This is a genomic window from Yersinia fenwicki (assembly GCF_043099325.1).
Taxonomy (GTDB): domain Bacteria; phylum Pseudomonadota; class Gammaproteobacteria; order Enterobacterales; family Enterobacteriaceae; genus Yersinia.
On record NZ_CP170755.1, the window covers coordinates 2333848 to 2349903 of the forward strand.

Sequence of the window (16056 nt, forward strand, 5' to 3'; positions counted from 1 at the left end):
ACTTTTCCTTCAGATCAGCCAAAATTCGCAGTTCATAACTGTATGCCGACTAATAACGTCTAATAAATACACTCAGACGACCATCTGACTTAGCTCTCCAGCCTACTATATTGTTTCTGTCTGAGCGGTGTTCGAGTCATGCAGGCAAACGATTAACATAATACTTACCTGCTGTAACAGGTGAGCTTAGGAGTCATTCTTTTTATGGCAACGATTAAAGATGTGGCCAAACACGCGGGTGTGTCTACTACCACCGTTTCGCACGTTATCAACAAAACTCGTTTCGTCGCCGAAAACACCAAGGCTGCCGTGTGGGCGGCTATTAAAGAACTGCATTATTCGCCGAGTGCTGTGGCGCGCAGTTTGAAAGTTAATCATACTAAATCAATTGGCTTATTGGCGACATCCAGTGAAGCCCCCTATTTCGCTGAAGTGATCGAAGCGGTTGAAAATAGCTGTTATAGCAAAGGTTACACGCTGATTTTGTGTAACTCTCATAATAATCTGGATAAACAAAAAGCCTATTTGGCGATGCTGGCACAAAAGCGTGTTGATGGCTTATTGGTGATGTGTTCTGAATATCCGGAACAGTTACTGGGAATGTTAGAGGATTATCGCAATATTCCGATGGTAGTGATGGATTGGGGAACCGCCCGTGGCGATTTTACCGACTCGATTATTGATAACGCATTCGAAGGCGGTTATTTAGCTGGCCGTTATCTTATTGAGCGTGGTCACCGCGATATCGGGGCTATCCCCGGCCAGTTATCGCGTAATACCGGTGGCGGTCGCCATCAGGGCTTCCTAAAAGCATTAGAGGAGGCCAATATCACCCTGCGAGAAGAATGGGTAGTTCAAGGTGATTTTGAGCCAGAATCCGGCTATAAAGCCATGCATCAAATTCTGACACAAAAGCATCGTCCGACTGCTGTGTTCTGTGGTGGCGATATTATGGCAATGGGTGCGATATGCGCCGCAGATGAATTAGGCTTGCGTGTGCCACAAGATATTTCAGTGATCGGGTATGACAATGTGCGTAATGCCCGCTATTTCTCACCGGCGTTGACCACCATTCATCAGCCGAAAGAGCGATTGGGTGAAACGGCTTTTGCTATGTTACTCGACAGAATTATCAGCAAACGTGAAGACCCTCAAACGATTGAGGTACATCCTAAGCTGGTCGAACGCCGCTCTGTTGCTGATGGTCCATTCCGCGATTATCGCCGCTAAATACTTAGTCTGCCGGTAGCGCACTGTTACCGGCTGCTAATTCTGCCAAATCTCATCATCTGTGCCCTTATCATCTCTTAACCACTCATCATTTAACGTGACACTGTCACCCAAATATTCCAGCATCCAGGCTAGAGCTGGGGAATGGTTATTCTGCTCCCACGTCAAGCAACATGGGCTAGCAGGTAATGGTTCCGCGAGTGTTAGTGCCACCAGTTTCCCTTGTGCAATCAGGGGCGACACCATATGAGCGGGTACCATTCCAATACATAACCCCTCACACAAACAGTCTATGCCCGGTGCCCAATCCGGCGCCACTAATCGCTGCTGGTTATCCAACGTCCATGCATCTCGTTTCGGCAAATTTCGTGCAGTATCCTCTAAACAAAGAGAGGGATAAGGCCGCAACTGATCGTCATTGAGTGGCCCGGTTAGCTGCGCTAAAGGATGATTAACACTCACGACACAATGCCAGGTCAGAAAACCCATGTCGCGAAAGACAAACCGCCCGCCAACAGGGATGGCACGAGTCGCACCAATGGCCATATCCGCTTGCCCATCCACTAGCGCATCCCAAACACCGTTAAAGACTTCATAGCGCACCCGCAATTCAATATCGGGAAAATGACGATAAAAATCCAACACTAAACGGCGGCTCCGCTGAGGTTTGACGATCTTATCGACCACGATATTTAATTGCCCACGCCAGCCATTCGCCACTTGTTGACATTGACGACGTGTGTCATTCATTTTTTTGATAACATCACGCGATTCTTTAATAAAAACTTTACCTGCTTCGGTCAATTCTACATCGCGATGGCGTCGCGCAAATAGTGGCACCGCCAACCACTCCTCCAATTGGCGCACGGTATAACTTATCGCAGACGGTACGCGATGTAATTCTTGCGCAGCAGCACTGAAACTCCCGGTGCGTGCAACGGCATCCACTACATCCAATGAGTATTCTGACCACATGGTTTGGCACTTCCTTTAGACGGAACATTTGATATCAATTTTTTTGACAGCATGGCGCAAATATTAGCGTTTCACAACAGAATATCTCGCCGTTAGAATTCTCCCCCGCAATTAATTTTCAATAACAAAAATTTACCTGCAAAAACTATAATTTAGCCAAAATCATTGGAACCACCGGCAGGCGGCTAACACCCCTGCGGTTTCAAGGACGATGGATATAATGAGAAACAACAATGAAAACAACGTCGAGCTTCATGTTCTACCTGGCAGGTTTGAGCATGTTAGGGTATCTGGCCACTGACATGTATTTGCCCGCATTTGGTGCTATGCAACAAGAATTACAAACCTCCGCTGGCTCTATCAGCGCCAGTCTCAGTATCTTTCTCGCGGGTTTCGCTATGGCCCAACTTATCTGGGGACCCGTTTCGGACAAAATAGGCCGCAAACCCGTACTGTTAGCAGGATTGGGTTTATTTGCCATCGGCTGCCTGGGGGTTTTATGGGTTGAAACTGCAGCGCAGTTATTGATTTTGCGCTTTATTCAGGCGGTGGGGGTCTGTTCCGCTGCGGTGAGCTGGCAAGCATTAGTGGTCGATCGCTATCGCGATGGCAAAGCCAACCGAGTATTTGCGACTATTATGCCATTAGTGGCGTTATCCCCTGCGCTCGCGCCATTACTGGGCGCCTGGTTATTAAACCATTTCAGCTGGCGCTCAATTTTTGTCGTGCTATTAGCGATTACTCTGCTGTTACTGATCCCGACGGCCTTGCTTAAGGAACGGAAAAAAACAGCTTCGAATAACGTAGATAAAAACAAAAGTGCCATTAGTTTCTGGCAGTTACTGAAATCTCCGGCATTCAGCGGCAATGTGATGATGTTTGCGGCATGCAGCGCCGGATTTTTCGCTTGGTTAACGGGTTCACCTTTTATTTTAGGTGATATGGGATATAGCCCGAATGTCATTGGTTTGAGTTATGTTCCGCAAACATTAGCCTTTTTGCTGGGGGGATTTGGTTGTCGTAGTGCATTGAGTCGAATCAAAGGTAACACCCTGCTACCGTGGCTATTAGCCGGTTATGCTATCAGTATGATTGCACTCTATATGATAGCAACGCTGACAACGCCAACACTGATGACCTTACTTATTCCGTTCTGCTTAATGGCGCTTGTGAATGGTGCCTGCTACCCTATTATCGTAGCAAATGCATTAATGCCCTTTCCAGCCAATACGGGCAAAGCAGCCGCATTGCAAAACACATTACAACTGGGCTTGTGTTTTATTGCCAGCATGATGGTGTCGGCCTATATCAGCCAACCTTTGCTGGCAACCGTCACAGTAATGCTGTCAACGGTAGTTTTAGCCGCATTGGGATATGGCCTTCATTGCTCTGCGCTGAGGAAAGAAAAAGTCCATACTAACAATAAGGACTATAATTGCACGGAGTCATAATTCCTTGTAAAAATAGTCACTAAGCGAAATTTTGGCCGGGAAAGATTTAGTATTGAGAAAGCTTCCCGGCAGGCCTATACTCGGTTTAATCAATTAGAATATCATTTAAAAAAAGCATTATCTTCAGCATTTACTGGACGCGTGGATTGCGTCACATTGACTCTTATGGATGAGTTGCCCTAAGTTAGGGTTTCTTCTTAATCTTCCTCTGTCCGTAATGGATACCAGACACCAGTTTTATTGGTAAGTATCTGCGCATATAGACTTTATCGCGGGTCATAAGTCAGAAGAAAGTGATGGAGAAGCTATGAGTTCATCCTGTATAGAAGACCAGAGTATTCAAGAAAATCCGTGGTTTCGCATTGTACAAGAAATGCTGAATCGCGCTGATATTGAAATCAATGGCTCACGTCCCTTCGATATTAGAGTCAATAACCCAGATTTTTTTAAGCGGGTATTACAAGAAGGATCTTTGGCATTAGGTGAGAGTTATATGGATGGCTGGTGGGAATGCGAACGGTTGGATATTTTCTTCCACCGCGTTCTTAGAGCCGGTCTGGAGCATCAACTTCCACACCATTTCAAAGATACTTTACGTATTGCTGCCGCACGTATTATCAATTTGCAATCAAAGAAACGGGCCTGGATTGTCGGTAAAGAACATTACGATCTCGGTAATGATCTGTTTAGCCTAATGCTCGACTCCAATATGCAATATTCTTGCGCCTATTGGAAAGATGCAACCACCCTCGAGCAAGCCCAGGAAAATAAATTGCAGATGATCTGTGAGAAGCTGCAATTAGCACCAGGCATGAAACTACTCGATATTGGTTGTGGCTGGGGTGGGCTTGCCGCTTACGCCGCGCGCCATTTCGGGGTGTCGGTTTCAGGTGTAACGATTTCAGCTGAACAGCAAAAGTTGGCCCAAAAACGCTGTGAAAGTTTGGACGTCACAATTTTACTGCAAGATTATCGCGACCTGGATGAACAATTCGATCGTATTGTCTCGGTGGGAATGTTCGAACATGTTGGCCCCAAAAATTACAACACCTACTTCGAGGTGGTTAAGCGTAATTTAAAACCTGACGGATTATTTTTGCTGCATACTATCGGCGCTAATCGTACTGATCTGAGCGTTGACCCGTGGATTGATAAATATATTTTCCCCAATGGGTGTCTGCCGTCCGTACAACATATTGCCAAGGCCAGCGAGCCTTATTTCATCATGGAAGATTGGCATAATTTTGGGGCAGATTACGACCGAACACTGATGGCCTGGTATGAACGTTTCCAAGCAGCATGGCCGAGTTTAGTGGAAAATTATTCGCCTCGATTTGAGCGGATGTTTAGCTATTATCTGAATGCCTGTGCCGGTGCATTCCGCGCGAGGGATATTCAATTGTGGCAGGTATTGTTCAGCCCCAACGGGGTAGAAGGTGGGATTCGGGTTACTCGTTAATATCTAACGTGATCCTTTTTTAAAAAAGGCAGGCGCACATCCGTCCTGCCTTTTAGCATTCTATGCGCGAGCGACTTTTTCAACCGCTGCTGCTATCTGCGCAATTTCACGTTGCGCCAATACCCGTTCAACGGTATCCACTACAGCCTGTGTTTGTGGATCTATTTCAATATTCACCCGATGCCCCAGTCGCTTTTTACCTAATGTGGTTCGCGCCAGTGTTTCCGGAATCAAATGAACGCAAAAACGGTTACCCACCACCTCGCCGATGGTCAGACTGATACCATCAATGCCGATAAATCCTTTGTGTAATACATATTTCATTAAATCGTCGCTGGGCAGTCGAAACCAGATCTGACGGTTATTTTCTGAGGTATATATTTTCGCTATTTCAGCGGTACAAATAATATGACCGGACATAAGATGCCCGCCAATTTCATCACTAAATTTAGCGGCCCGCTCCAGATTAACCACGTCGCCAACTTTAATATCACCCAAGTTGGTAATACGCAGAGTTTCCTTCATTAAATCAAAACTGACTCGATTTCCATTTACTTCAGTCACTGTCAAACAGCAGCCATTGTGGGCCACTGAAGCACCTAATGCTAATTCAGGTAACATCTCAGTTGGCATTTCGACCACATGGGTGCGGAAGTTGGATTTCTCGTCAATGGCAACCACTGGCGCGGTGCCTTGAACAATACCGGTGAACATACGCCATGCCTCTTATCTGTAGAAAAAATTTAATTGCCTTGATTTTGCCTCAGAAGATAAGGAAAACCAAACCACTTAGACTAAATATCTGTATTCGCGTTATTTCATTGAAACTGAATGACAAGGATTGCTTAAGCACTGCGAGGAGGTACAATCTTTTACACTCTTCGTGTTCCAAGAGTATTATGTTTTCCCGCTATTTTATTTATCGGCTACAAAACGATAAATTATTGTTAGAGGTTAATGACAAAGTGCCCGTAGCGGTGAAAACAGGCAGATCGTAAAGACGCCGTAAATACATCCTTGTAGGCTCGAGCCGCGCCATCCCTGGCGCGGACACTTTACTCTTCTACCGGTCTTCACCTTGTAAGATCGAGTCGTTGGGGGCTGTTAGCAGTCTGCGTTATTGAAATTATAACTAGGTTATACCCATGCATCGTGATGAACGATGGGTAGATAAAGGTGCATGCGTGCAGAAGTATATCGTCGAAGCGCGTAGCTTGTTGGCTCTCGCTATTCCTGTTGTTATCGCGCAATTGTCCCAAACAGCCATGGGCGTGGTTGACACTATTATGGCCGGTTCTGTCAGTGCAACAGATATGGCTGCTGTGGCTGTAGGGACTTCTATTTGGTTACCGGCTATCTTATTTGGTCACGGATTATTGTTGGCGTTAACGCCAACGGTAGCCCAGCTTAATGGCTCCGGGCGCCGCAACCAAATCGCTCATCAGGTCAGACAGGGCTTTTGGCTGGCATCCTGTGTTTCGGTATTAATCATGGTGGTCATTTATAATAGCGACCATGTGATTAAGCAGATGCACAACATTGATCCGGTGTTGGCGGATAAGGCCGTTGGTTTCCTACACGCCATTATGTGGGGCGCGCCTGGTTATCTCTTCTTTCAGGTGCTACGCAATCAGTGTGAAGGCCTATCCAAAACCAAACCCGGCATGGTGATTGGTTTTATTGGTTTACTGGTTAACATTCCCATTAACTATATTTTCATCTACGGTAAATTTGGTGCTCCAGCATTGGGCGGCGTCGGTTGCGGGGTGGCAACCGGAACGGTTTACTGGGTGATGTTCTTAATGATGCGTTGGTATGTCACTCGCGCCCGCTCACAGCAAGATATCAAACTGGAAAAAGGGTTTGCTGCACCTGACTGGCAAGTCATGAAACGCCTCGGGGGCCTAGGGCTGCCGGTTGCGCTGGCGCTGTTTTTCGAAGTGACCTTGTTTGCCGTTGTCGCACTACTGGTTTCTCCGCTGGGTATTGTCGCGGTGGCTGGGCACCAGATTGCCCTAAACTTTAGTTCATTAATGTTTATGTTACCGATGTCATTGAGTGTTGCCGCGACTATTCGTGTCGGCTTTCGTCTTGGGCAAGGGTCAGTTGAAAACGCCAGAGTGGCCGCGTATACCAGTATTGGTGTGGGATTAATGCTGGCATGTGTCACCGCGATATTTACTGTGGTGTTCCGCGAACATATCGCACTGCTCTATAACAAGACACCGGAAGTCGTGGTAATGGCCTCCCATTTGATGCTGTTGGCAGCACTTTACCAGTTATCTGATGCCATTCAGGTGATCGGCAGCGGCGTGTTACGCGGTTATAAAGACACTCGCTCGATCTTCTTTATCACCTTTACCGCATACTGGTTATTGGGGCTACCAACGGGCTATGTGTTGGGGCTGACCGATTATATTGTGCCAGCGATGGGGCCAAGTGGTTTCTGGATAGGCTTCGTTATCGGCCTGACCTCGGCGGCGGTATTAATGGCATTACGTATCCGTTGGTTACAAAAACAACCGCCAGCACTTATTTTGCAAAAAGCGGCACACTAAGCACTTGTCATTTTGGGCATTCATCGCTGGTGCTCATCTCAGCGATTAATGCCCTGCCAAATAAGAAAATCTGGAGAAAAAAACAGCGCAACGAGTAAAAGCACAGCAATTACGTGAGTTTGCGGTGAATATTATGTTTTTCTCCTTGCCAGAGGACGGGCGGCTCGTTAATATTCGTCCCCGCTGTCAGCAATGATGGCGAATAATAAGAGTTAGGTATTGCGTCCGTAGCTCAGTTGGTTAGAGCACCACGTTGACATGGTGGGGGTCGATGGTTCGAGTCCATTCGGACGCACCAATCTTATTATTAAAAGGCCAAGTTATTAGCAAGCCAAGAGTATGATGTGCGTCCGTAGCTCAGTTGGTTAGAGCACCACCTTGACATGGTGGGGGTCGATGGTTCGAGTCCATTCGGACGCACCACTCTCGCATTATCCAGAAGTAGTAAATTGCCAGTCTTTCAATGCGTTCTTAGCTCAGTTGGTTAGAGCACCACCTTGACATGGTGGGGGTCGATGGTTCGAGTCCATTAGAACGCACCACTCTATTATTTCCGATGACCTCCCTACGCTAATCAATCTGGCTCAATCCCCTTAAATCTTTTGATGTTGTTTCCAGCAATTATTCCATCTTCATTTTGTTAAAATTGTTAAAAAACTTTTTTGTTGCGCAACAAACCAAGTGTTATTCATAAAGTTTGCGCGACTAATGACCCGTTTTTATAAAAATAGGCAATGAGTTTCTGTTTTCTATTTCATTTCCCGCGACTTACCGCTTATAATACGAACCGTTGTTTCAGTTGAATGGTTTCAGCATCTTGATCTGCCGATACGCTAAAAAAATACAACTCACATTTACGCCAACGTATATCGATCATGCGTTTAGCTTCGTGCTAAAGTTTTCCGCTCAATTTCCGCAACTGTCATCTATTCTTAGTAATGTTTTACTTCTTGGTCACGTTTCGCTACACCAGACACTAATCAAATTCCACTCCGTTGCTGTGTTTAACGGAATATTCGCTTTTAATCCATCACAACTTGTAGAAAAAATCCGTCATGAAAAAGACTAAAATTGTTTGTACTATCGGTCCAAAAACCGAATCCGAAGAAATGCTGACGAACCTGCTGAAAGCGGGTATGAACGTTATGCGCTTAAACTTCTCCCATGGTGACTATGAAGAACATGGTCAACGTATCAAGAACATCCGTGCTGTTATGGCAAAAACTGGCTTGAAAGCCGGTATCTTGCTGGACACCAAAGGCCCAGAAATTCGCACCATGAAACTGGAAGGCGGCAAAGATGCTGCTCTGGTTGCAGGTCAGACTTTCACTTTCACCACTGATCAAAGTGTTATTGGCAACAACAACATCGTTGCGGTGACCTACCCTGGCTTTGCTGCTGACCTGAAAATTGGCAACACTGTGCTGGTTGACGATGGTTTGATCGGCATGGAAGTCATCGAAGTCACAGAAAGCACTGTGGTCTGTAAAGTGCTGAACAACGGTGATTTAGGTGAAAACAAAGGCGTTAACTTGCCAGGTGTTTCTATTCAACTGCCAGCACTGGCTGAGAAAGATAAAGCTGACCTGATCTTTGGTTGTGAGCAAGGCGTGGACTTCGTTGCAGCATCCTTTATCCGTAAACGTTCAGACGTGCTGGAAATCCGCGAACACCTGAAAGCCCACGGTGGTGAGAACATTCAGATCATATCCAAAATTGAAAACCAGGAAGGTCTGAATAACTTCGACGAAATCCTCGAAGCATCCGACGGTATCATGGTTGCCCGCGGTGACTTGGGTGTTGAGATCCCGGTAGAAGAAGTTATCTTCGCGCAGAAGATGATGATTGAGAAATGTAACCGCGCACGTAAAGTTGTTATTACTGCAACTCAGATGCTCGATTCCATGATCAAAAACCCGCGCCCTACCCGCGCAGAAGCAGGCGACGTTGCTAACGCCATTCTGGACGGTACAGATGCCGTGATGCTGTCTGGTGAAAGTGCTAAGGGCAAGTACCCATTAGAGTCTGTTACCATCATGGCGACCATCTGTGAGCGTACAGACCGTATCATGCCTAGCCGCATTGAAACGCTGAGCGACAATCGCAAAATGCGTATCACTGAAGCCGTTTGCCGTGGTGCGGTAGAAACTGCAGAAAAACTGGAAGCAAAAGTGATCGTGGTAGCAACTGGCGGTGGTAAATCTGCCAAGTCAGTACGTAAATACTTCCCAACAGCAACCATTTTGGCACTGACCACCAATGAAGTGACCGCTCGTCAGTTAATTCTGACTAAAGGCGTGATAACTCAACTGGTCAACGAGATTGCTTCAACAGATGACTTCTACCGTATCGGTAAAGAAGCCGCTCTGGCTAGCGCTCTGGCACAGAAAGGCGACGTTGTCGTGATGGTTTCTGGTGCGTTAGTGCCAAGTGGCACCACCAATACCTCTTCCGTGCACGTTTTATAACCTTAATGCACGACTAAACGCTAATTAAAAACGCCGCTTTCAATAGCGGCGTTTTTCTTTTTGAGCACCGCCAAATAAACTTTCCGAAAAATCCATTTTATCTTAGGTACACCAAACCCTTTTTCTTGAGCAGGACTTATCCGAAAGAATCAGGCTGTTTTACCTCGTTTTTTTAACTTTTTTTTAAAACAAGATGCTTCTTTGAGCGAACGATCAAAATAAACCCCTCTAATACTAAAAATTTATTCTCTTTCGAAAAAACTTTGTGTAATACTTGTAACGCTACATGGAGATTAACTTAATCTAGAGGGTGTTAATAATGAATCGTACTAAACTTGTACTGGGCGCGGTAATTCTGGCTTCTACTATGCTGGCTGGTTGTTCAAGCAATGCTAAAATCGATCAACTGTCTTCTGACGTTCAGACTCTGAACGCTAAAGTTGACCAACTGAGCAACGACGTGAACGCAATCCGTTCTGACGTTCAAGCAGCTAAAGACGATGCAGCACGTGCTAACCAACGTCTTGACAACCAAGCTCACGCTTACAAGAAGTAATATTACTTCCTGAATGAAAAATGGCGCACAATGTGCGCCATTTTTTTGCCTCGCAGAAACTCGCCTCTGACGGTAACTGGCCCTGTTATACCCTTCCCTGACCATCATCAACTTATTCATTCACCATGCAGATACGCAAAAAAATTAACCACGGCAAAATGATAACTGCCGTGGCTAAGATACGTTAATACTTGGATACGTTAAGACTTAGTTCGCTGCTGAGTAAACCGGGCCTGGCTGAACCAACTTAGGAATTTCTTGTTCAGTAGGTTGCTGACCTTCGCTTTGCGGCTGTGCCTGTTGTTCGCTCTGAGGAGCCACAGCAGCCGGAGCTTGTACTGGGGCAGCCTCTCCTACAGTAACAATAACTGGCATGCCAGCTCGGCGTACAATCGCTTCCTGAACCACTTGTGCATCAGTCTGGCTGTCATTGATAAATTTCTGCAGGCTGCTGCTGATAGCGATTGGCATCGTTTGCGGATCATCACTGTCTACACGAGACAACGGCTGATGAACTTCAACATAACGCTTGCCATCTGGTTCAACGGAATATTTAACCGGTTCGTTGATGATCTGAACGCGGGTGCCTTTCGGTACAGCTTTGAACAGCGCTTCAATATCATCTGGACGTAAACGAATGCAGCCTGAGCTGACACGCATACCGATACCGAAGTTAGCGTTAGTTCCGTGGATCAGGTATTCACCGCCACCGGCAGCCAAACGCATGGCAAACAGACCCATAGGGTTTTCTGGGCCCGCTGGCACGACTGCTGGCAAAGTCACACCGTCAGCTGCGTAGTGCTTACGGATGTTAGCCGTTGGTGTCCAGGTTGGGTTCGGGATCTTCTGACTGACCGAAGTTGTCATGGTTGGAGTATTACGCCCCAACTGGCCGATACCGATTGGGTATACAATGACTTTGTTCTGGCCTTTAGGGTAATAATAAAGACGCAGTTCAGCCAAGTTGATGACGATACCTTCACGCGGGGTATCAGGCAGCAACATCTGAGTCGGGATAGTTAACACTGAACCGGGTAACGGCAAGTACGGGTCAGCGTCTGGGTTTGCTTCCAGCATCCCCAACAAACCGATTTTATAATCGGCAGCAATAGCCTCCAGTGGACGACCATCATTTGGAACAGTATAGGTAGTATTTTCACCAATCAGACGGCTATTGGCTGGCGGCAGAGGATACTCGGTCGCATTGGCAGCGGTAATACTTCCCGCTAGACAAGTTGCGAATAACATACCAATCAAAGTTAATGCACGTTTCATGCTTAGTTCCTACATCACTTCTTAAAATTCGATTCGGCTATCTACGTTAATTTTAGCAGCCAATAATAAGGCCACCATATAGTAACAGTCATTATTATAAAGGCAATTTATATCTCTAGAAATCAAGGTGTTACAATGTAATTTATTATGCTTTTTCCACGTTGGAAGGCGATTTAAGCTGCTGAAATTTCACCATTTTAAGACTGTGACGCATGACGCAAAAATGCTCAGTCATGGGAGAATAAGGCACAAAATGTTGGCGTGAATCAGCCCGCTTGTAGTGCCGCTGCTTTAGCACGAATGGCGCGAATCATGGCTTCAAGGCCTTGGGATCGCGAAGGGGTTAGATGCTGACTGAGGGCTAAATCTGCAAAAAATGGTCGAACATCAAGATCGACTATCTGTTGCGGAGTCAAACCCTGATACAGAATAAACACTACTGCGACCAGGCCTTTGACGATGGCAGCATCGCTATCACCGGCAAAAACCACTTTGCCTTCAGTTGAAGTGCTCATGGCAATCCACACCTGACTTTGGCAGCCCGAGATAAGGTTCACAGGCTGGCGCTGCTGCTCAGTTAACGATGGTAGCTGCGCGCCCAACTCAATGACATAGAGATATTTTTCTTCCCAATTTAAGCAACGGGAAAAGTTACGAATCAATTTATCTTTATCTGGCAAACCCGCCATAACATGCCTCTTACAGTAAAAATAAAAGCCGACTATTTATAATGATAATCGGCTTTCGGGTACTCTGTCGCGAGCTGTTTGCGCTAGCCCAGTAATTTTTCGATGCGGAGTAATCCTGCCACCAAGCGATCCACTTCCTCGCGGGTATTATACAGTGCCAGTGAGGCACGGCACATACTCGGGACTTGGTAGAACGCCATCAGCGGCATGGCACAATGATGTCCGGTACGAATAGCAATACCGTATTGATCCAGGAAGCTGCCCACATCATAGGCGTGGTGTCGCCCCAGATTAAACGCTATCACCCCTGCCCGGTTGGTCGGGCCATAAAGTATCAGACTTTTGATCTGACTCAGTTGCGCCAATGCATACTGCATTAGCGATTGTTCATATGCGTGGATATTATCCAGGCCCAGACCATTCACATAACTGATTGCCGCACCCAGCCCCATAATACCGGCTGTATTTGGCGAACCCGCCTCGAAGCGCCACGGCGCATCAGCAAAGGTTGTACCTTGCGTTAGGCTGACAGTTTTAATCATCGCACCGCCCCCTTCCCACGGCGGCATTTGCTGTAGCAATTCACGCTTGCCATACAAGATACCCATGCCCGATGGCCCATACAGTTTGTGACCGGAGAAGGCATAGAAATCACAACCCAGATCCTGTACATCGACGGCTTGATGCATAATGGCTTGAGCGCCATCCACCAGCACCACTAAGCCCGCCGCTTTGGCTTGCACCACGATCTCTTTAATCGGGTTCACTGTTCCGAGCACATTGGACACCTGGGTTATCGCTAACAGTTTGGTGGTGTTATCCATCAGCCCTGCCAACGCAGCAGGTTCCAACTCCCCGGTTGCCGTCAGCGGCCAGACTCGAATTTCGATGCCAATCTCTTTTGCCAGCATCTGCCACGGCACAATATTGGCGTGATGCTCCATTTCGGTAATGATAATGCTATCACCGGCTTTGAGCGCATGGCGGCCATAGCTGTTAGCCACCAGATTGATAGCTTCAGTGGTGCCTTTGACAAAAACAATCTCTTCGGCAGAAGTTGCGTGAATAAAGTCAGCAACCTGGCTGCGCACCGCTTCCATCTGCGTCGTCGCTTCCGCGCTCAAGGTATGAATACCGCGATGAACCGCCGCATAGCCCTCACGATAGAAGTTAAGCTCTCTATCAATAACTATTTGTGGTTTCTGCGCACTAGCAGCACTGTCCAAATATGCCAACGGCTGACCGTTAACGTCACGGCTAAGCAGTGGAAAATCGGCTCTAATCTGTTCTATGCTGACTTGTCCAATAGAGAAACTCATAGCGACTCCCCAGACAATCGCTCTGCAATGCGCGCCAACACTACTTTGCGGATGGATTCGTGGTGGATCGCTTCGGTCAATTCGGCGGCAAAAGCAAAAATAATCATTTGCTGTGCATCTGCCTGATTGATGCCGCGCGATTGCAGATAAAACAGCTGTTCTGCATCAATGCGCCCAACGGTAGCCCCGTGACTGCACTTCACGTCATCAGCGTAAATTTCCAACTGCGGTTTAGTATCAACTTCGGCCAACTTACTGAGCAACAAGTTATTGTTGGTCATTTGCCCGTCAGTTTTTAAGGCGTGCTGAGCCACTTTAACCACGCCATTAAAGACCGCTTTACCCCGTTCGCGCACTATGGTTTTGTGCAACTGACGGCTTTCACAATAGCCCTTGTTATGCTCCAGATAAGTGCGGGTATCACAGATTTCGCGCCCAACAGGCAGCAGCAGGCTATTAATGGACAAGGTTGCACCCTCGCCATTTAACTGGGCGCTGGTATTGTGGCGAGTCAGCCCCGCTCCGAGCAAAAAACTGTAACTCTTGGCCCGCGCATCGCGGCTTAGCACTACATCATTATGAGCAAAGTGATAGCTTTGCGGGGTTTCAAATGCCAGTTTGCAATGACTCAGCTCAGCATTATCACCCACTGAAATAGTCAGCCGCGCGCCCGTAAAATGAGGCTGCTCATTGAGGCTAACAAAATGCTCAATGACCTCAGCCTGTGCACTAGCCTCAATCGTCAGATGATGGCGATAATGACTGGTATTCACTACCTCAGAATCCTTACCTGAGCTGATATGCAGCAGATAAAGTGGTTTGTCGCTGTGTTTCCCGGCGGGTAGCCGAATGTGCAGACTTTGCTGAGCCAGACTCTCTGTCAGATGCAAAAAAACTTCCGACCGAATAGCCGCAGGAAACAGGGCATTGTCTGTCGCAGGTGCCAGTTGATACGGACCACAATCGCGGTCGCTTAACTCAGCGTCATATCGGCCATCAATGAAAACCACACGATGCGCATCGTTGATCAATGAGAAATCATCACACTGAGTCGCCGTGACTTCCGCTGCGGGTGCAAAACTGAAGTGGTGAGCGAGTAAACGCTCCAGGGGTGTGTATTTCCAGTCTTCATGCTTGATGCTGGGAAAGCCCAATTGCAGCACTTGTTGCCAATGTGCCGTCGCCTCGGCACGCTGACCACCTTGATGTTGTTTAAACAATTCACCAAAATGTGCCAACGCATCAGCACGCTGTTTTTCAAGCATACGTTGCTGTTCCAGTATATTACTGTTGGTCGGTAAGCCAGCCATAGCCTTGCTCCTCCAACTGTTTCACCAGCGTAAAATCACCAGATTTAATGATTCGCCCCTGATACAACACATGCACAAAGTCAGGTTTGACGTAATCGAGGATGCGCTGATAGTGAGTCACAATAATAAAGGCGCGATCTTGATTACGTAGTGAGTTAACCCCGTTGGCGACAATTTTCAGTGCATCGATATCCAAACCAGAATCGGTTTCATCCAGAATGCATAAAGAAGGCTCCAGTGCTGCCATCTGCAAGATATCGTTACGCTTCTTCTCGCCGCCCGAGAAGCCCACATTCACTGAACGGGTCAGTAAGTCTGAAGGCATTTTGAGTAACTCAATTTTCTCTTCGATAAAATCAGCGAAATCAAAACGATCCAGCGGCTCCTCTTGGCGATATTTACGTACCGCATTGACGGCAGTTTGTAGGAAGAAATGGTTGCTGACGCCAGGAATTTCTACCGGATATTGAAAAGCCAGAAATACGCCCTCGCCAGCTCGGTCTTCGGGGTCAAGTTCCAGCAAGTCTTTACCCTTGAACGTCACACTACCCTCAGTGACTTCATATTCTTCCCGTCCGGCCAGCGCCGCAGACAAGGTACTTTTCCCTGAACCATTTGGCCCCATGATGGCATGGACTTCGCCAGGTTTGATCTCCAAATCCAAACCTTTGAGGATCTCGTTACCTTCAACACTGACTTTTAAATTCTTAATGCTTAACATAAGTTTCCTTGGTGCGCAGGCGCGCAAAACTCTGCAAATGCTTAT

Annotated in this window: 13 protein-coding genes, 3 tRNA genes and 1 pseudogene; 9 read left to right on the forward strand and 8 right to left on the reverse strand. The window is 47.0% G+C overall.

What is annotated here, in order from left to right; genetic code table 11:
• Nucleotides 1-204 precede the first annotated feature (204 nt).
• Nucleotides 205-1230 carry an HTH-type transcriptional repressor PurR gene (gene purR / locus ACF3VQ_RS10770; protein WP_392435373.1) on the forward strand — a complete coding sequence of 342 codons (1026 nt, stop codon included), beginning with the start codon at nucleotides 205-207 and terminating at the stop codon, nucleotides 1228-1230.
• 36 nt (nucleotides 1231-1266) lie between these two features.
• Here purR and punR read toward each other — a convergent pair whose 3' ends face one another.
• Nucleotides 1267-2205: a DNA-binding transcriptional activator PunR gene (gene punR, locus ACF3VQ_RS10775; RefSeq protein WP_392435375.1), complete on the reverse strand. Its 939-nt coding sequence runs from the start codon at nucleotides 2203-2205 to the stop codon at nucleotides 1267-1269.
• A 233-nt stretch (nucleotides 2206-2438) separates the two neighbouring features.
• Here punR and punC point away from each other — a divergent pair, with 233 nt between their 5' ends.
• Nucleotides 2439-3656: a purine nucleoside transporter PunC gene (gene punC / locus ACF3VQ_RS10780; protein WP_392435377.1), complete on the forward strand. Its 1218-nt coding sequence runs from the start codon at nucleotides 2439-2441 to the stop codon at nucleotides 3654-3656.
• 307 nt (nucleotides 3657-3963) lie between these two features.
• Nucleotides 3964-5115 carry a cyclopropane fatty acyl phospholipid synthase gene (cfa, locus tag ACF3VQ_RS10785; protein ID WP_392435379.1) on the forward strand — a complete coding sequence of 384 codons (1152 nt, stop codon included), beginning with the start codon at nucleotides 3964-3966 and terminating at the stop codon, nucleotides 5113-5115.
• Between the two features lie 60 nt (nucleotides 5116-5175).
• Here the strand turns inward: cfa and ACF3VQ_RS10790 are convergent, their stop codons facing one another.
• Together ACF3VQ_RS10790 and ACF3VQ_RS10795 are read right to left on the reverse strand one after the other, a co-directional pair.
• Nucleotides 5176-5829 (reverse strand): riboflavin synthase subunit alpha, encoded by a 654-nt coding sequence (locus tag ACF3VQ_RS10790; protein WP_392435380.1) that lies wholly within the window; start codon nucleotides 5827-5829, stop codon nucleotides 5176-5178.
• Between the two features lie 236 nt (nucleotides 5830-6065).
• Nucleotides 6066-6131: pseudogene (locus tag ACF3VQ_RS10795) on the reverse strand (gluconate 5-dehydrogenase); the annotation flags it as partial.
• A 168-nt stretch (nucleotides 6132-6299) separates the two neighbouring features.
• On the opposite strand from ACF3VQ_RS10795, the gene ACF3VQ_RS10800 reads away from it, so the two are divergent.
• The 6 genes from ACF3VQ_RS10800 to ACF3VQ_RS10825 all read left to right on the forward strand — a co-directional run bounded on the left by ACF3VQ_RS10800 (nucleotide 6300) and on the right by ACF3VQ_RS10825 (nucleotide 10697).
• Nucleotides 6300-7673, forward strand: a complete 1374-nt coding sequence (locus ACF3VQ_RS10800; RefSeq protein ID WP_392435535.1) for an MATE family efflux transporter — start codon at nucleotides 6300-6302, stop codon at nucleotides 7671-7673.
• Between the two features lie 221 nt (nucleotides 7674-7894).
• Nucleotides 7895-7971 (forward strand) — tRNA-Val (locus ACF3VQ_RS10805).
• A 48-nt stretch (nucleotides 7972-8019) separates the two neighbouring features.
• Nucleotides 8020-8096, forward strand: a tRNA-Val gene (locus ACF3VQ_RS10810).
• Nucleotides 8097-8138: 42 nt separating this feature from the next.
• Nucleotides 8139-8215 (forward strand) — tRNA-Val (locus ACF3VQ_RS10815).
• Between the two features lie 513 nt (nucleotides 8216-8728).
• Complete coding sequence (gene pykF / locus ACF3VQ_RS10820; protein WP_392435382.1) at nucleotides 8729-10141, forward strand: pyruvate kinase PykF; 1413 nt, start codon at nucleotides 8729-8731, stop codon at nucleotides 10139-10141.
• A gap of 319 nt (nucleotides 10142-10460) precedes the next feature.
• A complete protein-coding gene (locus ACF3VQ_RS10825) occupies nucleotides 10461-10697 on the forward strand; it encodes a major outer membrane lipoprotein (protein ID WP_005165631.1) in 237 nt (78 codons plus the stop codon).
• 207 nt (nucleotides 10698-10904) lie between these two features.
• Here the strand turns inward: ACF3VQ_RS10825 and ACF3VQ_RS10830 are convergent, their stop codons facing one another.
• The 5 genes from ACF3VQ_RS10830 to sufC form a co-directional block, all read right to left on the reverse strand.
• On the reverse strand, nucleotides 10905-11972 hold the full coding sequence (locus ACF3VQ_RS10830; protein ID WP_392435384.1) for a L,D-transpeptidase family protein: 1068 nt from the start codon (nucleotides 11970-11972) through the stop codon (nucleotides 10905-10907).
• A gap of 266 nt (nucleotides 11973-12238) precedes the next feature.
• Nucleotides 12239-12661 carry a cysteine desulfuration protein SufE gene (sufE, locus tag ACF3VQ_RS10835; RefSeq protein ID WP_392435386.1) on the reverse strand — a complete coding sequence of 141 codons (423 nt, stop codon included), beginning with the start codon at nucleotides 12659-12661 and terminating at the stop codon, nucleotides 12239-12241.
• 83 nt (nucleotides 12662-12744) lie between these two features.
• Nucleotides 12745-13980, reverse strand: a complete 1236-nt coding sequence (sufS, locus tag ACF3VQ_RS10840; protein ID WP_392435388.1) for a cysteine desulfurase SufS — start codon at nucleotides 13978-13980, stop codon at nucleotides 12745-12747.
• Nucleotides 13977-15290: a Fe-S cluster assembly protein SufD gene (gene sufD / locus ACF3VQ_RS10845; protein WP_392435390.1), complete on the reverse strand. Its 1314-nt coding sequence runs from the start codon at nucleotides 15288-15290 to the stop codon at nucleotides 13977-13979. Before sufD ends, sufS begins: the two co-directional genes overlap by 4 nt.
• On the reverse strand, nucleotides 15265-16011 hold the full coding sequence (sufC, locus tag ACF3VQ_RS10850; RefSeq protein ID WP_392435392.1) for a Fe-S cluster assembly ATPase SufC: 747 nt from the start codon (nucleotides 16009-16011) through the stop codon (nucleotides 15265-15267). Before sufC ends, sufD begins: the two co-directional genes overlap by 26 nt.
• Nucleotides 16012-16056: the final 45 nt, after the last annotated feature.

Excerpts from the sequence above, each read along its gene's own strand:
- punC (WP_392435377.1), top strand. The coding sequence starts at position 2,439 with ATGAAAACAACGTCGAGCTTCATGTTCTACCTGGCAGGTTTGAGCATG.
- pykF (WP_392435382.1), top strand. The coding sequence starts at position 8,729 with ATGAAAAAGACTAAAATTGTTTGTACTATCGGTCCAAAAACCGAATCC.
- ACF3VQ_RS10830 (WP_392435384.1), bottom strand. The coding sequence starts at position 11,972 with ATGAAACGTGCATTAACTTTGATTGGTATGTTATTCGCAACTTGTCTA.
- ACF3VQ_RS10825 (WP_005165631.1), top strand. The coding sequence starts at position 10,461 with ATGAATCGTACTAAACTTGTACTGGGCGCGGTAATTCTGGCTTCTACT.
- sufC (WP_392435392.1), bottom strand. The coding sequence starts at position 16,011 with ATGTTAAGCATTAAGAATTTAAAAGTCAGTGTTGAAGGTAACGAGATC.
- punR (WP_392435375.1), bottom strand. The coding sequence starts at position 2,205 with ATGTGGTCAGAATACTCATTGGATGTAGTGGATGCCGTTGCACGCACC.
- ACF3VQ_RS10790 (WP_392435380.1), bottom strand. The coding sequence starts at position 5,829 with ATGTTCACCGGTATTGTTCAAGGCACCGCGCCAGTGGTTGCCATTGAC.
- sufD (WP_392435390.1), bottom strand. The coding sequence starts at position 15,290 with ATGGCTGGCTTACCGACCAACAGTAATATACTGGAACAGCAACGTATG.
- sufE (WP_392435386.1), bottom strand. The coding sequence starts at position 12,661 with ATGGCGGGTTTGCCAGATAAAGATAAATTGATTCGTAACTTTTCCCGT.
- sufS (WP_392435388.1), bottom strand. The coding sequence starts at position 13,980 with ATGAGTTTCTCTATTGGACAAGTCAGCATAGAACAGATTAGAGCCGAT.
- purR (WP_392435373.1), top strand. The coding sequence starts at position 205 with ATGGCAACGATTAAAGATGTGGCCAAACACGCGGGTGTGTCTACTACC.
- cfa (WP_392435379.1), top strand. The coding sequence starts at position 3,964 with ATGAGTTCATCCTGTATAGAAGACCAGAGTATTCAAGAAAATCCGTGG.